This window comes from Rhodopila sp. (assembly GCF_965276935.1).
Classification (GTDB): domain Bacteria; phylum Pseudomonadota; class Alphaproteobacteria; order Acetobacterales; family Acetobacteraceae; genus Rhodopila.
In genome coordinates this window covers 1,313,004-1,328,160 of record NZ_CBDIBS010000004.1, presented here as the reverse complement: position 1 = coordinate 1,328,160, position 15,157 = coordinate 1,313,004, and the positions used below count along the sequence as shown (strand labels likewise).

Here is a 15,157-nt window from a genome sequence, read left to right as displayed (position 1 = left end):
AGCGCTGCTCGGATGTTGCATTTTATCATGATTATCGCCATGGGTCTGCTGCTCGCCGCAAGCCTGTTGCTGGCCGGCATCGCATTTCGGCTGTCCACCGGGCCGATCAACGCAAGCAGCCTGTTCCGTGGCGCACCGTTCACCGTCAGCGTCGGCCCAGGCACCCTGTCGTTCGACGGGTTCACCCTGGCCTGGGAGGGGTTCCACCGTGGGGTGGGATTTCCTGTTGATCTGCGACTGGTGAACATTGCCGTCAACGATGCGGCGGGCCGTCATCGGGTCGTGGCACGCCAGGCGCTTCTGTCGCTATCCCTCAGCGGCTTGCTGCGCGGACAACTCGTGCCGCGTGATGTGGAACTGGACGATGGGCTCGTCACGATCACGCGGGATCATGAAGGCGCCTTCAACCTCGCCCTGACACCCGGAACCGAACGCGGTGCGGACACGGATCAAATCGACCGGTCGCCCGATCTTCGGTCTATTCTTGGCGGGTTCGCCCGAGGTTCCGATGGATTGGGGCGACTCCGCCGCGTCCGACTGGACAATTTCGGCGTGACCGTTCACGACGAACAGCGTGGGCTGAACTGGCAGGCATCAGGCGCCGAACTCGATTTTCAGCGGCAGGCGACCGGCGCCATCGTGGGTTCGGCGCATGTGCCTTTCGTTCTGGCCAATCAGCATGTGGACCTTGCAGTGACCGTGGCCCTGCCGTTTCACGCCAACGGCCAGATCGAGGCAAGCTTGAGTCCGATCCAGCCGCCGGCAATCGGTCAGATCGTGCCTTCGCTCGGTTTTCTCGCAGCGCTGGAAGCGCCAGCGTCGATCAAAGCCACTCTGGCGCTCGACCCTGGTTTCATGCCTCTCAGCGGCCACGCCGAGGTGAAGCTTGATGCGGGCAGGATCGACATGGGAGAGGGCAGCCTGCCAATCCGCGGGGGCAGTGTCGTGTTGTCCGGGTCGATGGATCGGGTGATGATCGAGGACGCTCGACTGAGCCTGCCATCGTCCAAGGCTGGACCATCCGCGGATGTGCGGTTCAGCGGCGAGATCCGACGGCAGGCCGAACGCCTGACAATCGCTGTCGCATTGACGCTTGATCACCTGGACCTGGCTGACCTTGCAAGGAATTGGCCGATCGGCGTCGGCGGCGGCGCGCGCCTCTGGATTGTGCAAAACGTCACCACGGGCACGATTTCGCATGCCGCGGTTTCGCTTGTCATGGAAGCGGGCAAGAATTTCAACCATGTCGTCCTGACGAAAGCGACTGGCGATCTGGACGGAGACGACGTCTCGATAGCCTGGTTGGAGCCGCTGCCACCAATCGAACAGGCACAGGTCCATCTGCATCTGATCGACCCGGACAGGATGGTCATATCCATGCCGTCCGGGCATCAGCGCATCAGCAAGGGCGGCGCCGACCTGCTGATCCAGGATGGCCAGATGCTGATCACCGGCCTGGCCGGACGTGACCAAGTCACACGGATCAGCCTGCGGGTCAATGGACCGGTCGCCAGTGCGATCACGCTGTTGAAGGAGCCGCGACTTCATCTTCTGAGCGAGCAGCCGTTCGACCTGAAAGACCCATCGGGCGACACATCGGCCACCGTCAGCCTGGACTTTCCGTTGGACGAAAACCTGCGGGCCGATGAAATCGTGTTTCATGTCGGTGCGCACCTCCATCGCCTTCATCTGGCGGACGTTGTCGCGGGTCGTGATCTGAGCGACGGACAGTTTGATCTGCTTGCCGACAAGGCGGGCCTGAGCGCGAACGGGCAGGGGTCGCTGGCCATGGTTCCGATTACCGCGACGGGAACAATGGATTTTTCCGCCGGACCGCCGACCCAGGTGCTGCAACGGATCAGCATCAGCGGCCGGCCGGACGCCGGTCAGCTTGCCGACGCGGGCATCGATGTCAAAAGGGTTCTAGTATCGGGACAAGTCCCGCTGACCGCCACGCTGTTGGAACGTCGCAATGGCGATGGATCCATTGCACTGAATGCCAACCTCGCGGCCGCGGTGCTTCAGGTCAAGCCAGTTGGCTGGAGCAAGGCGGCCGGCACGCCATCCAAGGCGTCGGCAACAATCCTGCTGTCGCACGACAGGCTGGTTTCGATCGTGCATATCGTTGCCGTGTCGACCGATGCCTTGGTGGCCGCATCGGTTGAATGTCCCGACGGCGTGCTACAGTCCATTTCGATCAACCGCGCCAACTTGGGCAAGACCGACATGCATGGCGCCATTCGGATTCCGGCCAATCAACCGATCAATGTCAGCTTGTCCGGAGCACAGATAGATTTGTCGTCACCGCTGGAAAGCCTGTCGGACCACGCCGGGTCAGTGGCAGCCGAGGTGCCGGATTGGACTCTGGATGCGCGGTTCGACCGGGTTTTGCTGGCGAACGGCGAAACCGCCGTGCCGCTGTCTGTTCGGGCAAGTTCCAGCGGCGGGTTGCTACATTACCTTGATCTGAATGGATCGCTATCACCTGCTTCGGTGTTCTTTGTCCGGATCAACATGGCGGGGGGCGAGCGCCATCTGGCTGTTGCCGCGGCGGATGCCGGTGCCTTTCTGGCGGGCACGGGCCTGACCCCTACCGTCAGATCCGGTCGGCTGACGGTCAACGGTGATTTCAACGACCGGGTTCCCGATCACCCTTTCGATGGAATTGCCCGTATCGAAGACGCTCGTCTGGTTAACGTTCCGATCCTCGGCAAGGTGCTGCAGGCGGTAACGTTGTACGGATTGGCAGACTTGCTGAGGGGACCAGGAATTGGGATTTCTCGCATGATCGTTCCGCTCGGCTATCAGCAGAACCATCTGCGGATCAGCGACGGCCGCATATTCAGCCCGTCGCTCGGCCTGACAGTCAGAGGGATGATCGATCTGTCGACGAACCGGTTGGCGCTTAACGGAACCATTGTGCCAGTCTATGCAATCAATTCGATGCTGGGCCACATCCCGTTGATCGGCAAGCTGTTCAGCCCGGAGGTCGGTGGCGGCGTATTCGCCGCTCGGTACAAGGTCGATGGACCGTTTGGCGATACGACGGTTTCGGTGAATCCCCTTAGTATCCTGACGCCAGGGTTCTTACGCGATCTTTTTGATACCGGGCGGAGAGCGCAGTAGGCACCTTTGGACGAACGCGTGGACTGGTCATCCCCTTCTGCCAGCACGTGTTGAAACAGAAACATTCAATTGGTCATGGACATGCTCAGCCTGGCCGGCAGTCCCCAGCGCGTGCCGCGACAGGTGCCCTGGCGCGGTTCCACCAAGCGTGGAACCGCTCTCGCTGTATTTCACGAGCACTTTCATCAACCTGAGATCGCTTCGCTATTCCAGTCAGGCTGATATTGCTCTAATGCGTCGGCCACGACGATAAAAGGCAGGCTTGTGATAGCCGATCTTTCGGCTTCACCAGCGTCGACCTGATAAGACCATCACACCAGGGCGGGATCCGGCAACAAGCTTGAGCGACCGGCGGTGGGGCCGTGATACTTCCTGTTTGCTTGACCGACTGACCGGCGAAGTGTGCGATCCCGCCGGTGCCATTGAAGCGCGATTGGTTTAGATTGACCCACCAATCGCGCTTTTATTCATTGCTTGATTGCGTGACTCACGCCTTCCGACTGGGTCAGCCTCAGGCGATCTAGTTGGCAGCCTCACCGCCAGCTTTCCGGGTGGCTGCCACTGCCTCCCGCGCCGCCCGTGCCATCAGACCGCTGTCGTTGGCGATGGTGGTGAACTGAAAACCCATCTGGATCATGCGTGCCGCATAGGCCGCGGTTCCGTTGTGCAATCCGGCGAACTTGCCGTGCTTTTTGCAGGACGCCAGCAGCTTCTTGTAGATCTCCAGGATAATCGGCTCCTCGCGGTCGAGGATCGGGATCATGCCGAGCGAGAGGCCCATGTCGGAGGGGCCGATGTAGATGCCGCTGATGCCGGGAACGCTCAGGATTTCGTCGATGTTGTCGATGCCCTGCTGGGTCTCGATCATTGGAATGACCAGGATCTCGTTGTTGGCGGTCGCCTGGTAGCTGCTGGCTTCGCCATACATGGCCGCGCGAATTGGACCGTTGCTGCGCTTGCCCATGGGCGGGTACAGGCTGGCATCCGCCAGTGCCTTCGCCTCCGCCGCATTGTTTACCATCGGGCAGATAATGCCCATGGCACCGCCGTCGAGACACTTGCCGATGATCCCTGGCTCATTCCACGGCACCCGGACAAGCGGCGTGATCGGATGCGCCTGCATTGCCTGGAAGCATTGCACCATGGACTGGTAATCCTGCACGCCGTGCTGCATATCGACGGTGACGCTGTCCCAGCCGCACTGCGCCATGACCTCGGCGGCGAAGCCGGACGGAATAGCAAGCCATCCGTTGACCGCGGCCTTGCCGGCGCCGATGCGGGCTTTGAGTTTGTTGGACATTCGAGCAATTCCCCCAGACGAACCAAAACACCAAGTTAGGCGCGAGGCAGACGACCGTCAACGCGCTCCTGAGCAGTCCGGAGAATGGCTATGAAAGCGGGGGATCCCGGGCGCCATGCTGTCGCGCATCAAGCTATCGCTCGCGGAACGGGAACCATACGTCGGCCTGGCGCCGGAGGACGGCCATGATCCTGCCGAGATGGTGCCTCAACCCGAGCGGTTCAGCCGGGTCATTGTAATCCCCCGGCCTATCCGGCCAAGTCCAGTACGGCGTCAAGCATCACCTGCGCGCCCCGCGCCACCTGTTCTTTCGTCGAATACTCCGCCGGATTGTGCGTGATGCCGGCGACGCTGGGCACGAACAGCATTGCCGAAGGACATAGCGGCGCCACGAATACCGAGTCATGCCCCGCCGCCGCCGTCATATCCCGTGTCGTCAACTGCCGATCGTTGGCCTTTCGCCGCAGCAGCGCGCCCAGTCCCGCATCGAACAGGATCGGTCCAAACGTTGCATAGGGATCGATGTCGATGTGGACTTGCCTGCGTGCGGTGATTTCGCTCAGCGCCTGCCGCAGGGAAGCCTCCATTGCGACCGACCGCGCCGCCTCATTGTGGCGGACGTCGCAGTGCAGCCGGGTGATGTGGGCAACGTTGCCGCGCGCGTTGGGCGTATTCTCGATCCAGGTCGCGGAGGCGCGGCCGTCCGGTTCCGCCGTCAGCGCGATCTGCTCCACCGCCAGGATGACCGCGGCCGCGGCCGCCAGGCTGTCCCTTCGCCGCCCGATCGCCGTGGTGCCGACATGACTTGGTTCGCCGACAATGGTCAGGTTGAAATACCGCGCATGCATGGTGCCGGTGACGATGCCGATATCGGTACTGGTCTCCTCCATCACTGGCCCCTGCTCGATATGCAGTTCCAGCCACGCGGTCCAGTCACGCGGCATGGGTGACAGCGGGCCGGCCTGTCCGCTTTCGGCCAACGCATGGGCGACGGAGATACCGGCGTTATCCGTGACGGCCAGGGCGGCGTCGAGCGAAAGCGCTCCGGCGGCGACGCGACTGCCCATCATGGCGGGATGGAAGCGGCTGCCTTCCTCGTTCATCCAGTTGACAAGTTCCAGCGGCGCTTTCGTCCGCAGACCAGCGTCCTCAAGCGCACGCAGCACTTCCAATCCCGCCAGCACGCCGGCGGTTCCGTCAAAGCGGCCGCCGGTCGGCACCGTATCCAGATGGCTGCCGAACGCGACGGCAGGAACAGCGGCATCCGTGCCCGCTCGGCGGAGGAACATGTTGCCGATCGCATCCTGCTCATGGCGCAGGCCGAGCGGCTGGCACCAGCGCAGGAAAAGCGCTCGGGCGGCGGTGTCTTCGGGCGTCAAGGCCATGCGGCAATTGCCGTTGCCTGGGATCGGGCCGATCTCGGCCATGTCGATGATCGATTGCCACAGGCGATCGGCGTTCACATCTGGGATCATCTGGCGGTGGCGTCCTTCATCACGGGGACCGGGATCGTCTAGGCATCGTCCAGGCGGCGGATCTTTTGCCATCCAGGTATTCACTCCGGCCAGATGGCGACCTACCCTGATGCATGGCCACATCAATCAACGCCGCAGCACGGCCTGGCAAGGTTCTAACCTTTGCTGCGATCATCATCATTACCGGCGTGCTGGCCACGACCCTGGCGCAGCCACAGGTTCTGGCGCGCCTGCCACTGCAGAATCTGCTCAAGAACGCGTTGCACATGGACCGCACAAGCAGCGCCGCATTCTTCTTCTGGGCGGGGCTGGCCTGGTACCTGAAGCCCATCGCCGGGATCATCACCGATGCCTTCCCGCTGTTTGGCAACCGCCGCAAGAGCTACATTCTGATCAGCGCGACGTTGGCGGCGCTGTCGTGGCTCGCTTTGACCGTTACGCCGCACGACTACCGCGACCTGCTGTTGGTCGTGATCGTGATCAACACGTTCATGGTCGTGAGCAGCACGGTCGTCGGCGGCTACATGGTGGAGACAGCGCAAGCGATGTCAGGCTCGGGCCGCTTGACCGCCATCCGGCAGTTCGTCCAGCAAGGGTGTTCGATCGTCAACGGTCCGATTGCGGGATATCTCGCCAGCATTGCCTTTGGATGGACCGCCGCGGCGTGTGGCGGCGTCATGTTCCTTCTGGTGCCGATCACTGTCCTGTTCCTGCATGAGCCACAGAAGCGCGTGGACTCCCACGAGGTTTTGCATAACGCCCGCGGGCAACTCATCAACATCGCGACGGCCCGGACGATGTGGGGCGCGGCGGGCTTGATGGCACTGTTCTACCTCGCGCCGGGCTTCGCGACCGCGGTGTTCTACAAGCAGCAGAACGACCTGCACCTCGATACCCAGGCACAAGGATTCCTGCAGTTGATCGCGGGGGTCTTCGGCGTGCTGGCCGCAGTGGGATACGGGATTATGTGCCGGCGCCTGAAACTCCGCACGCTGCTGGTCGGCTGCATGGTTTTGGGCACCATGGCGAACCTGGGGTACCTGTTCTACTCGTCCGTGGGACAGGCCCAGGCGATCGAGGGGCTGAACGGCTTCGGCTATACGCTGGCCGAACTTGCGCTGATGGATCTTGCCGTGCGTGCCACGCCCGTCGGAAGCGAGGGACTCGGCTTCTCGCTGATGGTGAGCGTACGAAATCTGGCACTGTTCGGAACCGACTGGTTCGGCTCGAAATTGCTGGATCAATACGGGTTTTCATTTGATTCGCTAGTGATCGCCAATTCGGCCACCACGGCGCTCACAATTCCGCTGGTCTTTCTGCTTCCCCGGATGATCGTCGGTCGGCGGGACGCGGAAATTTAGCAGGACGATACCGCGGCCAAGACCGCAATGGGATGAGGTTGTTCGGTGGATATCCAGGCGGAGAATGAGGCCTCGGTCGCTCGCCATCTCGGCAATAGCTTATGATTTGCGAGGCGGCTCTGGGGAAAGCGTAAGAAATTTGCATTCAGTGATATCAATTGTCAAACAGGCGAGAGAACCCGCCGCTACCAACTGCGTAATTAAACAAGCCGCCGAGAACCTTGTCTGACGCGGGCAGCATCTCAGCCGGCCATGGCCGAGCGCCGATGACTTAAGTGACGGGCGTTGGACCGCCTGAATCCGATAACGACATGGGGGAGAATCTTCCCTCATTTTCACGGGTTGGCCTACCCGATGAGGCAACCATGAGGGCTTGACAACCGGTTCGGCCAAATATGCTTGCCAGGACAGGGGCAGTGGTCCAATCCTCCTCGCTGACCCAGCGCAGGACCCGTCCATGCCGATCGGAAACTCAGCCGTGGAATCCGTTATTGTTGCCGCCCGCGACTTCCTCGGCGACCGCATCACCACCAACGCGACCTTGCGCGACCATCACTCGCACGGCCAGGACACGCAAACCCCTGTCCTGCCCGACGCCGTTGCGTTCATCGAAACATCCGATGAAGCCGCCCGCCTGCTCGGACTGTGCCACGGCGCACACGTGCCGGTGGTGCCCTGGGGTGCCGGCACCTCGCTGGAGGGTCACGTCACCCCTGTCCGCGGCGGCATCACCCTGGACCTGTCCCATATGACCGCCATCCTCGACGTCAGCCAGCCGGACATGGACTGCCGCGTGCAGGCCGGCGTGACGCGGGAGCAGTTGAACAGGCACCTGCGCGACATGGGGCTGTTTTTTCCGGTCGATCCCGGCACCGCGGCCTGCACGATCGGCGGCATGTCCGCCACCCGCGCCTCCGGCACCAATGCGGTGCGCTACGGCACGATGCGGGAGAGTGTGATGGGCCTGACCGTCGCGTTGGCCGATGGGCGGCTGATCCGCACCGGTGGACGCGTCCGCAAGTCATCCGCCGGTTACGACCTGACCCGGCTGTTCGTAGGGTCAGAGGGCACGCTGGGCGTGATCACCGAAATTCAGTTGCGCCTGCAAGGCATCCCGGAAGCGATCTCCTCCGCCACCTGCCAGTTCCCGACGCTGCGTGACGCGGTGGAAACCGTGATCGCCATCATGCAGATGGGCATCCCGGTCGCCCGCATGGAACTGCTGGACGATGTGCAGATGGCCGGCTGCATCGCCTATTCAAAGCTGGTGGGGCTGGAAACCCTGCCGACCCTGTTCTTCGAGTTCCACGGCACCCAAGCGGGCGTCGCGGAACAAGCCAGCCAAGCCGAGGAGATTGCCGCGGGCAACGACGGCAGCGGCTTTCACTGGGCCATTGATCCCGCCGAACGCGCCAAGCTCTGGCAGGCCAGACATGACGCCTACTGGGCCGGCCTGGCGCTGAAGCCAGGTCATCAGGGCATCGCGACGGACGCGATCGTGCCGATCTCGCGCCTGAACGAGGCGATTCTGGGGGCCAAGGCGGATATCGCCGCCTCCGGCCTGACCGCGCCGATCGTCGGACATGTCGGCGACGGAAATTTTCACACGGTGATCCTGGTGCCGCCAGAACCGGATGGGCTGGCGCGCGCGTGGGAGCTGGACAAGAAGATCGTCGCCCGCGCGCTGGCTTTGGGTGGGTCGTGCAGCGGCGAACATGGCGTTGGCATCGGCAAGCGTGAGTTTCTGGAGCAGGAGCACGGCGCCGAGGCGCTGGCGGTCATGCGGTCGGTGAAACAGGCGCTCGACCCACACGGTGTCATGAACCCCGGGAAAATCTTCTTGAATTAAAAAGTTGTTGCCTGACCGGCGTGGGAAAATCGATCGCCCTTCAAAAAATTCCATCCCAGACGTGCGTCAGTTGCGCCGGGGCACTGCGGCGACGGAGAGGGACCGCACACCCTGCGCTCCATGGATCAGCACGCCCTCGATGTCGGCCGTCGCCGACGGGCCTGTCTGGAAGACGGCATAATGGCTGTCCCGCCACTCCGGGCGGCGGTAGGCGTGGTGGATGTTGGGCATGATATCCGCCGGATCGAGCAGGATGATCAGGTGCTGCGGCAGGTAGCCAAGCGTGTTGACGCCGAGCTGTCTGCCAGTGAGGCAGATGGACCCGGTCTCGGCGACGGCGAAGACGGCGCGGACCACGCCGTAATCGACATCCGCCAGGTCCGTCGGCCTGGTGCCGGCATCAAGCGCCTTGTTGCCCGTGATCTCCGGGACGTTCGAGCAGACCACCTTGGCCTGGGCGAGCTTGGCGTGCACGGGGGCCAGCGGATCGGTCCCGCTGGGCCGCAGCCACTCGCCGCCCATCAGCTCCAGCATCTTTACGAACGCCGCCGTCAGATCGGCGGGCGGGGCCGTGTCGAACAGCGGCACGTCCGGCAGCGGGCGCTCGGTCTTCGGCGCGTGGGCGCGGACGGCGGCGAGGATGTCGTCGCGGCTGCTCATGATTTGGGCGCTCGGTTGGCGGCGTGCCATTGGTGGAACGTCTGCTTCGGCGCATGCGGCACGTCGCGGCCGCGGCCCCAGGTGTTCAGCCGGTTGTAGACGACGAAGCGCGGCAGATGACGCAACGCGCTGTCCGCCATCGGCAGCGCCGCGCGGTACAGCTTGGGGCTGGCCAGCAGGGCGCCGGCCGCCTTCATCATCGCCTTCTTCAGCAGCGGCAACTCGTGCGTCTCGGCCATGACCTGGCGCCAGGCGGCGATCTGCTCGTGGATGTTGATCTTGACCGGGCAGACGTTGGTGCAACTGCCGTTCAGCGTCGAGGAGAACGGCAGCTTGCTGTATTTGTGGGCGTTGAACGTCGGGTCGATGATCAGGCCGATCGGCCCGGCATAGGTCGCGCCGTAACTCAGGCCGCCGGAGCGGCGGAACACCGGGCAGGTGTTCATGCAGGCGCCGCAACGGATGCATTTCAGCGACGTCCAGAACTGCTCCATGCCCAGCCGCTCGGAGCGGCCATTGTCCACCAGCACGACGTGCATCTCGCCCCCCGCGCGGGGGCCGCGGAAGTGCGAGGTGTACTGCGTCATCGGCGAACCCAGCGCGGATCGCGACAGCAGGCGGACGAAGACAGCCAGGTCGTCCAGGCGCGGCACCAGCTTCTCGATCCCGGCAGAAACGATGTGCAGCGGCGGCGTGTTGGCCGAAAGGTCGGCGTTGCCCTCGTTGGTGCACACCACGACCGTGCCCGTTTCGGCGACGGCGAAGTTGCACCCGGTCATCCCGGCGTCGGCGGACAGGATCAGCGGCCGGGTCGCGTCCCGCTGCTTGCCGGCCAGGTATCTGGGGTCGTCGTTCGCCGGGTCGGACCCAAGCTTGTCGGCGAACACCTGCGCCACGTCGGTCCGCAGCTTGTGGACCGCGGGGACGACGACGTGACTCGGCGCCTCGCCATCAAGCTGCTGGATGCGCTCGCCGAGGTCGGTTTCGATGATCTCGATGCCGTGCTGGCCCATGAACGCGCGGAAGTTGCACTCCTCCGTCAGCATGGACTTGCTTTTGATCAGCCGCTTGGCGCCGTGCTCGTTGAGAATTCGCAGCACGGTTTCGTTGTGTTCGGCGGCGTCACGCGCCCAGTGTACGTGGATGCCGTTGGCCCGCGCGTTGGCCTCGAACTGTTCGAGATACTGCGCCAGGTTGACAAGCGTGTGCTCCTTGATGGCGGAGGCCAGCTCGCGCAGCTCCTCCCATTCGGGAATGCCGTGCATCTCGCGGTCGCGCTTCTGCCGCAGGTCCCAAAGCCGCTCGTCGTGCATCTTCTCGTGCTCGGTCGCGGCGATGAAGCGGTTGGCGGCCTCCGACTGGTCCACGGGGCGGTTGCCACGGATGACCGCGCCGCGCGGCTGCGGCTCCGGCGTCCTGGGCGCCTGCCGCTCGCCGGTCTTGGAGCGCATCGGCTTGGAGGTGCCCTCGGCATGGTCCAGCCGGGCGCCATGCCGCGTGGCGCCCTCGGTGGGTCCATCATCCGCCAGTTCCGGATGCAGCATCGGTTCAGCCTCGCTCATTGCCGCGCTCCGTTCAGGATCTGCGCGATGTGGATGTAGCGCTGTGGCAGGCCGAGCCGTTCCGCGCAGCCTTGCTGGTGCAGCATGCAGGAGCTGTCGGACGAGGTGACATACTCCGCCCCGGCCTGGTGCTGGTCGCGCACCTTGTCGTGCCCCATCTTCGCCGACACGCCTTCCTCGAACACCGAGAACGTGCCGCCAAAGCCGCAGCATTCGTCTGGCCGCGTGAGTTCCACGAACTCGATGCCGCGGACCTTGCTCAGCAGGTCGATCGGCTTGGAGAAGTACGCGCGCCGCTGCTCCGAGGTGCTGGCGATGCCAAGCCCCCGCAGCGTTTGGCAGTTGTTGTGCAGCGCCACCTTGTGCGGGAACTCCGCCCAGGGAAAGGCCTCCACTTTCAGGATGTCGTGCAGGAACTCGACCAGTTCGAATGTCTTCGCGCGCACCGCCTTGACCTCGTCGGTCTGCTCGATGGCGTCGAATGCGAAGCGGACCTGGTGTACACAACTGCCGGACGGGCCGACGATGTAGTCGTATTTGGCGAAGTTGCGGACGAACAAGGTTTCCGTCGCGGCGGATTCCTCGTGGCAGCCGGTGTTGGTCATCGGCTGGCCGCAGCAGGTCTGGTCCGTGGGATACTCGACCTCACAGCCCAGCCGCTCCAGCAATTCGAGGGTGGCGATGCCGACCTCCGGATGGAATGCGTCGACGTAGCAGGGGATGAACAGTCCGACACGCATGGGCGGAACTCCTGCCGGTCAGTGGATAAGGTTGGTCCGCGCGACATCGATGATCTCGGTGCCGCGGCCGTTGATGACCGCCCGCGCCAGCCATAGACCGAAGCCGGCCGCCTGCGCCATGCCGACCTTCGGCGGCATCGCCAGCTCCATCCGGGCGGAAACGACATCGAGCAACGCCGGGCCGTCATGGGCCAGCATTTCGGCCATGGCGGCCTTGAGGTCCGCCGGGTCCTCGACCCGGCGTGCGAATATGCCGGCGCCGCGCGCCATGGCGGCGAAATCGGGGTTGGTCAGCTTAACCCCGGTATCGAGGTAGCCGGCGGCCATCATCTCCATCTCGACAAAGCCGAGCGTGCCGTTGTTGAGCACGACCACTTTCACCGGCAGCCTCTGCTGCACCAGCGTCAGCAGGTCGCCCATCAGCATGGTAAAGCCGCCGTCGCCGGAGAAAGAGATCACCTGCCGGCCGGGATACGCCGCCTGCGCGCCGATCGCCTGCGGCATCGCGTTGGCCATGGAACCGTGGTTGAGCGAGCCGATCAGCCGGCGCTTGCCGTTCATGTGCACGTAGCGGGCGACCCAGATGGCGGGCGTGCCCACGTCGTAGGTGATGACCGCATCCTCGCTGGCGGCCTCGCTGAGCGTGCGGGCGACGAACTGGGGATGCATGATGCCGCCGGCCTTGCCGACCGCCAGCTCGTCCAGGCCCCCGCGCGCCCTCTTGTAGCTGGCCAGGCTGCCGTCGAGGTGCGCGCGGTCGGTCTTGACGGCCAGCCGCGGCAGCAGCGCCTCGATCGTGGCGCCGACGTCGCCGACGAGGCCGAGGTCCAGCCTGCAACGGCGGCCCAGGTTCTCGGCGCGGAGGTCGACCTGCGCCACCTTGGCGTCCGTGGGATAGAATTGGCGGTAGGGGAAGTCCGTCCCTAGCATCAGCAACGTCTCGCAATCCATCATCGCGTGGTAGCCGGAGCTGAAGCCGATCAGCCCGGTCATGCCGACGTCGTACGGGTTGTCCCACTCGACGCCTTCCTTGCCGCCGAACGCATGGACGATCGGCGACTTCAGCGCCTCGGCCAGTCGCATCAGCGGCGCATGGGCGCCAAAGCAGCCGCGCCCGCACAGCAGCGTCACGCGGGCGGAGCCATCGAGCAGCCTGGCCAGCGCATCCAGTTGGGCATCGTGCGGCCGGACCAGCGAGGCGACGGGCAGGAGCGAGGCGGAGAGTTCGGGCAGCTTTGGCAACGCCATGTTGGCGACGTCGCCGGGCAGCACGATCACCGAGACGCCGCTCTTGGCCACGGCCGTCCGGATCGCGGTCTCGAACACGCCGGGAAGCTGCTCGGGGCTGGTGACCAGTTCGCAGTAGTGGCTGCATTCGCCGAACAGGTTCCGCGGGTGGGTTTCCTGGAAGTAGTTGCGGCCGATCTCGGCGCTGGGTATCTGCGCCGCGATTGCGAGCACGGGCACGCGCGAGCGGTGGCAGTCATAAAGCCCGTTGATGAGGTGCAGATTGCCTGGCCCGCAACTTCCGGCGCAGACCGCGAGCGAGCCCGTCAGATGCGCCTCGGCGCCGGCGGCAAAGGCCGCGACCTCCTCGTGCCGGGTGTGGATCCACTCGATCCCGCCGTCGCGGCGCAAGGACTCGGTCACGGCATTAAGGCTGTCCCCGGCAATGCCGTAGACGCGTTTCACCCCGGCCCGCTTCAAGGCATCGGTGAGGAGGTCGGCGACTTTGGTTTTGCTCATTGTTCAGGCTCCTGCCAACCCGCTGCCCACCAATTTGCGCGCATCGACCATCTCCTCGAACTGCTGCTCGCTCACCTCGCCGGACTGCACCGCGGCCTGCTTGAGCGTCAGGTCGTCATTCATCGCCTTGTGGGCGACCATCGCCTCGACGATCATGTTGGCGATGCCGATGCCCGCCGACCCGGCGCCCAGAAAGAAGATACGTTGGTCTTTCAGCTTCATGTCGCTGATCTGCAGCGCCGTCGTCAGGCCAGCGATGCTTACTGATGGCGTGCCGTGGATGTCATCATTGTAGCGGAGCACCTTTCCGAGTACCGGCTCAGCAGCCGGATGGCGTCCGTTCCCTTACAGTCCTCGAAATGGACACAAACGCCGGGAGATACCTTGTTGGCAGCAACGACGAATTCGTCGACCAGCGCATCCAACCCGTCCTCGGACGCAGGCGGCGGCCAGGCGCTTGGGCTACTCGCCGGCGGCGGTCACACGGGCGATCGCGTCGCTGGAGAATCGGCTCGGCGCGCAGCTCCTGCATCGCACAACGCGCGCGCTGCGCCTCACGTCGCTTGGCGAAAGCTATCTCACCACCTGCCGCCACGTCCTGGACGAACTGCAACGGGCCGAGCGCGGGGCGGCCGCGGACCAGGATACGCCACGCGGCCTGTTGACCCTGACGGCGCCAGTCTTGTTCGGCCGCCTGCGGGTCCGCCCGGTGCTGGACCGGTTTTTGGATACGAACACGGCCGTCCAGGCGCGGCTGGTCCTGCTCGATCGTGTGGTCAACCTGCTCGACGAAGGCATCGACGTGGCGGTCCGGCTTGCGCATCTCCCGGATTCCTCGCAGGTCGCAACGCAGCTTGGCGAGGTTCGCCGTGTCCTGTGTGCCTCCCCCGCCTACCTTGAGCGCCACGGCATGCCGCACACGCCGTCAGAGCTGTCGAGCCATGCCTGCATCATGTCCAACGAAGCGGCCGCCGAACCGTGGAGCTTCGCGCATGAAGCGGCGGGCCGGCGGCGGGCGCTTCAGATGGCCGTCATACACCCTCGTCTGATCGTCAATGCCGCGTCAGCCGCGATCGACTCCGTCCTGGACGGGCACGGAATCACCCGTGTCATGTCGTATCAGATCGCCTCGGACGTCGTGGCGGGACGGCTCGTCCTGCTGTTGAAGGCCTACGAGCCGCCGCCGATTCCCGTCCACTTCGTCATGCAGGCTGATCGGTCGATGACGGCAAAGCTGCGGTCCTTCATCGACTTCGCCGCGCCATTGCTGCGGACCGATCTCACGCAAATTTCGCAGCTCATTGCCCGGTGAATGTCATCTTCGGGAAGGGCTGCCCG

General features: G+C 64.2%; 11 protein-coding genes. 4 read left to right on the top strand and 7 right to left on the bottom strand.

Translation table 11 applies throughout. The features are described from left to right. The first annotated feature begins 27 nt into the window (after window positions 1-27). A complete protein-coding gene (locus ACQY4S_RS22425; RefSeq protein ID WP_428487415.1) occupies window positions 28-3,126 on the top strand; it encodes an AsmA-like C-terminal region-containing protein in 3,099 nt (1,032 codons plus the stop codon). Between the two features lie 520 nt (window positions 3,127-3,646). On the opposite strand, the gene ACQY4S_RS22420 is transcribed toward ACQY4S_RS22425, so the two are convergent. Together ACQY4S_RS22420 and ACQY4S_RS22415 are read right to left on the bottom strand one after the other, a co-directional pair. Beyond that, a complete protein-coding gene (locus ACQY4S_RS22420) occupies window positions 3,647-4,426 on the bottom strand; it encodes an HpcH/HpaI aldolase family protein (RefSeq protein ID WP_428487414.1) in 780 nt (259 codons plus the stop codon). Window positions 4,427-4,674: 248 nt separating this feature from the next. Next, window positions 4,675-5,901: a hydantoinase/carbamoylase family amidase gene (locus ACQY4S_RS22415; protein ID WP_428487413.1), complete on the bottom strand. Its 1,227-nt coding sequence runs from the start codon at window positions 5,899-5,901 to the stop codon at window positions 4,675-4,677. A gap of 188 nt (window positions 5,902-6,089) precedes the next feature. Between ACQY4S_RS22415 and ACQY4S_RS22410 the strand changes: the two genes are divergently transcribed. Together ACQY4S_RS22410 and ACQY4S_RS22405 are read left to right on the top strand one after the other, a co-directional pair. Further along, a complete protein-coding gene (locus tag ACQY4S_RS22410) occupies window positions 6,090-7,262 on the top strand; it encodes an MFS transporter (protein ID WP_428487412.1) in 1,173 nt (390 codons plus the stop codon). Between the two features lie 457 nt (window positions 7,263-7,719). Then, window positions 7,720-9,111, top strand: a complete 1,392-nt coding sequence (locus tag ACQY4S_RS22405; RefSeq protein WP_428487411.1) for an FAD-binding oxidoreductase — start codon at window positions 7,720-7,722, stop codon at window positions 9,109-9,111. A 66-nt stretch (window positions 9,112-9,177) separates the two neighbouring features. Here ACQY4S_RS22405 and ACQY4S_RS22400 read toward each other — a convergent pair whose 3' ends face one another. Genes ACQY4S_RS22400 through ACQY4S_RS22380 form a run of 5 tightly spaced genes read right to left on the bottom strand, consistent with a single transcriptional unit; the run spans window position 9,178 to window position 14,122 of the window. Continuing rightward, window positions 9,178-9,771 carry a LutC/YkgG family protein gene (locus ACQY4S_RS22400; RefSeq protein ID WP_428487410.1) on the bottom strand — a complete coding sequence of 198 codons (594 nt, stop codon included), beginning with the start codon at window positions 9,769-9,771 and terminating at the stop codon, window positions 9,178-9,180. Continuing rightward, on the bottom strand, window positions 9,768-11,333 hold the full coding sequence (locus ACQY4S_RS22395; protein ID WP_428487409.1) for a lactate utilization protein B: 1,566 nt from the start codon (window positions 11,331-11,333) through the stop codon (window positions 9,768-9,770). Before ACQY4S_RS22395 ends, ACQY4S_RS22400 begins: the two co-directional genes overlap by 4 nt. After that, window positions 11,330-12,073, bottom strand: coding sequence for a (Fe-S)-binding protein (locus ACQY4S_RS22390; protein WP_428487408.1), 744 nt, complete (start codon window positions 12,071-12,073; stop codon window positions 11,330-11,332). The genes ACQY4S_RS22395 and ACQY4S_RS22390 overlap by 4 nt, the downstream gene beginning before the upstream one ends. A gap of 18 nt (window positions 12,074-12,091) precedes the next feature. Beyond that, entirely contained in the window at window positions 12,092-13,819 is a 1,728-nt protein-coding gene (poxB, locus tag ACQY4S_RS22385) for a ubiquinone-dependent pyruvate dehydrogenase (protein ID WP_428487407.1), read from the bottom strand. Window positions 13,820-13,822: 3 nt separating this feature from the next. Beyond that, window positions 13,823-14,122: a malic enzyme-like NAD(P)-binding protein gene (locus ACQY4S_RS22380; protein WP_428487406.1), complete on the bottom strand. Its 300-nt coding sequence runs from the start codon at window positions 14,120-14,122 to the stop codon at window positions 13,823-13,825. Between the two features lie 154 nt (window positions 14,123-14,276). Between ACQY4S_RS22380 and ACQY4S_RS22375 the strand changes: the two genes are divergently transcribed. Beyond that, complete coding sequence (locus ACQY4S_RS22375; RefSeq protein WP_428487405.1) at window positions 14,277-15,131, top strand: LysR family transcriptional regulator; 855 nt, start codon at window positions 14,277-14,279, stop codon at window positions 15,129-15,131. The last annotated feature ends 26 nt before the right edge of the window (window positions 15,132-15,157 follow it).

Coding starts and splice junctions, on each gene's coding strand:
- ACQY4S_RS22415 (WP_428487413.1), bottom strand. CDS start 5,901: ATGATCCCAGATGTGAACGCCGATCGCCTGTGGCAATCGATCATCGAC.
- poxB (WP_428487407.1), bottom strand. CDS start 13,819: ATGAGCAAAACCAAAGTCGCCGACCTCCTCACCGATGCCTTGAAGCGG.
- ACQY4S_RS22400 (WP_428487410.1), bottom strand. CDS start 9,771: ATGAGCAGCCGCGACGACATCCTCGCCGCCGTCCGCGCCCACGCGCCG.
- ACQY4S_RS22425 (WP_428487415.1), top strand. CDS start 28: ATGATTATCGCCATGGGTCTGCTGCTCGCCGCAAGCCTGTTGCTGGCC.
- ACQY4S_RS22395 (WP_428487409.1), bottom strand. CDS start 11,333: ATGAGCGAGGCTGAACCGATGCTGCATCCGGAACTGGCGGATGATGGA.
- ACQY4S_RS22390 (WP_428487408.1), bottom strand. CDS start 12,073: ATGCGTGTCGGACTGTTCATCCCCTGCTACGTCGACGCATTCCATCCG.
- ACQY4S_RS22405 (WP_428487411.1), top strand. CDS start 7,720: ATGCCGATCGGAAACTCAGCCGTGGAATCCGTTATTGTTGCCGCCCGC.
- ACQY4S_RS22420 (WP_428487414.1), bottom strand. CDS start 4,426: ATGTCCAACAAACTCAAAGCCCGCATCGGCGCCGGCAAGGCCGCGGTC.